Consider the following 3,508-nt stretch of genomic DNA (forward strand, 5'->3'; position numbering starts at 1 on the left):
GGGTTGGAAGGCCTATAAACAATACAGAACTCTATATATTGGATGAAAAAATGCAGCCTGTCCCAATCGGCGTGACAGGAGAATTATATATAGGTGGGGATGGCGTAGCAGATGGATACTGGAATCGCCCTGAATTAACTAGTGAACAGTTTGTAAGAAATCCATTTACTGGACGAGGGCTTATCTATCGAACCGGAGATAGAGCGCGGTATTTCTCTGATAGAACTGTGGAGTGTTTAGGTAGGATAGACAACCAAATAAAGGTGCGAGGATATCGTATAGAACCTTCTGAGATCGAGAGTGTACTAGAGCAACACCCTTATGTTAGAGAAGCAGTAGTGCTAGCTAAATATGAGGACGATAATGGAACATCATTGCATGCGTATCTTGTAACCAAATCGAATGAGGTAACAATTGATTTGGAAGAGTTAAGAAATATCTGCCTTTCTTATCTACCGAAACACATGATTCCAAATGCATTCAAGCAATTAGAGGAAATACCATTAACTCCTAATGGTAAAGCTGACCATAATAAATTGAAGGAAATGAATACATTAGCTATCAATGGTTCTTATACCCCTCCTCGTAATCTTGATGAATTGAACATGTGTAAAGTGTGGGAAAGCCTACTTGATTTATCTCCTATCGGTGTGCACGATAACTTTTTTGCGATTGGAGGACATTCTCTCAAAGCCTTACAATTACAAAATATTATACAAGAGAAATTAGACGTTGAATTATCACTTAATGCTATTTTCAAAAAACCGACAGTGGCTGAACTTTGTACACAGTTAAATATAGAGAATCTAGGACAAGAATCAGAACAAGATTCATTAATGGTTCAGTTAGCAGAAGGAAATGGTGAGAATTCTCCATTGGTTCTGATACACCCACATGGTGGAGGTATACTGTCTTATATTCACTTAGTTAACGAACTAGACAGTAATGAAACTGTATATGGGATACAAGCTATTGGATATGATTCAGATAAAAAGCCGCTTTCATCTATAGAAGAGATGGTGAGCTTATATGTAGACGTAATTCGTCGTGCAATACCAAAGGGACCTTATCGTTTAATGGGATGGTCTTTTGGTGGGACAGTAGCATATGAAATAGCTAGAAAGTTTGAAGAGTTAGGAGAAGAGATCGAGTTTATTGGGTTGCTTGATTCACATCCACTTGACATTCCTGGGGAAGTGAATGAGGAGTTTACAGAACAGGATGCTATTAAATACCTTGCTATTCTTTTTGATCTCGAGATAAATATGGATTCAAATCTATCACTAGAAGAGAATATCTCTAGATTATTAGATGAGGCAAAGAAATCGGGGAAATTGACGAAAGGTATGACGGTTGACTCAATTAAACAAAAAATCTCTGTTCTCATTTCACATAGTAAAGCATTAATGAACTATCAATATGAAGGTCCAATTGCGTCGGATCTTAAGCTATTTTGCGTAAATAATGTATCTAAGCATCTACATTCACTGGTTGATCCAAAAGAGTGGTTAATACGTACTACTGGAGAAGTCGATGTTGTAGAGGTTCAAGGTGATCACCATACGATGGTAGAACCACCGTATGTTAATGTCCTTGCTACTCAAATTCAAAAATACCTAAGTGGGGCCACGGTAACAAATGGATAGGAGGAATGTAGATGCAAAAACAATTGAATGAAAATGTGCTTATCTCGGATAAAGTTGGAAAAGGAATATCATTTGGAACTTTTGGTGAATTATTGCAAGGTGTTCAAGCAGAGAATGACCTTGATTTTATTGTCACTTTGCCAATAAACCGATATTCACAAGCTGAATTTTCTCCAGATGGAACAGGGGAGCTTAAGGTAATTCCTACTTTTAAGCAAAAATCAGCTCTTTTAGCTATACGATTGCTTAATCATTTCACCCTCCCCATTGGAGGAACTTTAAGTATTGAAAGTGATTTACCAGCGGGTAAAGGGCTAGCAAGTTCTTCTGCTGACTTGGTAGCAACTTCCAGATCAATTGCATCTGCGTATAACTTGGAGGTACCAGTTGAATTACTTCAAAAATTCATAGGAGAAATAGAGCCTACAGATGGAGTCATGCATTCGGGTGTAGTTTCCTTCTATCATCGCCAGGTTAAGCTAGGTGAAGTATTTGGGTCTATACCGCCTTTAACTATTCTAGCAATTGATGAGGGTGGGGAAGTAGACACTGTTGAATTCAATAAAGTGTCCAAATCGTACACGTTAAAAGAAAAGTTAGAATACACACAATTAAATAATCAGTTAAGACAAGCGTTTCTTGAAAATGATGTTTATTCAATAGGAAAGGTTGCTACGCGAAGTGCAATTATGAATCAATCTTGGCAAGAAAAGCGTTCACTGGATTATTTTTTAAGGTTATCTACTAAATATGATGCATTGGGGGTTGTTGTGGCTCATAGTGGGACCTTTATAGGTTTACTACTTTGGCAAGAAGATGAAAGCTATAATCAAAAGTTCAGTGAAATAAGAAATGAACTACAAGAAGAGTATGAACAAACACATACTTATCATACCCTTTAACGCACTACTAGTCACTTACAATCTAACGCTTACTTAATAGATGAAGGGAGAGATGGAATGAATAATTTAATAGAACCCTTCCAAGCTGGATTACCAATGTCGGGATCGTTTACAAAAGCGCAACTTTCGCTCTCAATAAATACACATACTCATCATAAATTGGAGGAATTCGCTAAGCGGCTTGAGGTTTCCAAAAGTACTGTTCTCTTAACAACCTACTTAGCTATTTTATCTCGTTACTCTTCCAACTATGATTTGTTAATAGGCATAGTAAATACTGGGGTATTAGAATATAGTCCGTATGAAAGTGAAGAGATGACTTTTTTAGAGTTAGTAAAGCAGGTAAATGATGTTATGACTAATAAAACATGCAATAGTGAAAAAGAAAATTTGCAGTTATTGTTTGATAGCAATGAGTTTATAGAGGGTGCTAACTGCAAAATATTAGAGGATTATAATCTTTTGTTAGATAGCAACATACGTAAGGATTCAACTGAACTAACTCTTTACTATAATGACAACTTATTCAAAAAAAATATAGCTGAGAATATGTTAAAGAATTTCATTCATTTATTAGAAAGTGCCCTCGACACTCCTGATGAGTTGTTAACTAAACTTTCAATCATAAACACAAGTGAAAAGCAGCACATTTTGAAAGAATGGAATAATACAAGGTGCGAATACTCTTCAAGTTCATGTATACATCAATTATTTGAAGAGGCTACTGTAAACTATAAAGATAATAAAGCAGTAGAAGTTGGAGATGGGCTTCTGACGTATCAAGAATTAGATGAAAGATCAAATCAACTAGCACGATACCTGCAAAAGAATGGTGTATCCCCTGGAAACAATGTAGCGGTATGTTTAGATCGATCAATAGAATTACCGATTTCTTTGTTAGGAGTGATGAAAGCTGGAGGAACTTATATTCCAATGGATCCAACATTTCCATCAGAACGC

At 36.3% G+C, this 3,508-nt stretch carries 3 protein-coding genes; all 3 read left to right on the plus strand.

Annotated elements, in window-relative coordinates; translation table 11 throughout:
- The coding region (locus tag U3A55_RS00020; RefSeq protein WP_330989464.1) for a thioesterase domain-containing protein at window positions 1–1,646 on the plus strand (1,646 nt) is incomplete at its 5' end.
- Window positions 1,647–1,657: 11 nt separating this feature from the next.
- Entirely contained in the window at window positions 1,658–2,548 is an 891-nt protein-coding gene (locus tag U3A55_RS00025) for a GHMP family kinase ATP-binding protein (protein WP_330989465.1), read from the plus strand.
- Between the two features lie 57 nt (window positions 2,549–2,605).
- Window positions 2,606–3,508: AMP-binding protein (locus U3A55_RS00030; protein ID WP_330989467.1), on the plus strand; the 903-nt coding region annotated here is incomplete at its 3' end.

Source organism: Salarchaeum sp. III (assembly GCF_036418315.1).
GTDB lineage: Archaea > Halobacteriota > Halobacteria > Halobacteriales > Halobacteriaceae > Salarchaeum.

Excerpts from the sequence above, each read along its gene's own strand:
- U3A55_RS00025 (WP_330989465.1), top strand. The coding sequence starts at position 1,658 with ATGCAAAAACAATTGAATGAAAATGTGCTTATCTCGGATAAAGTTGGA.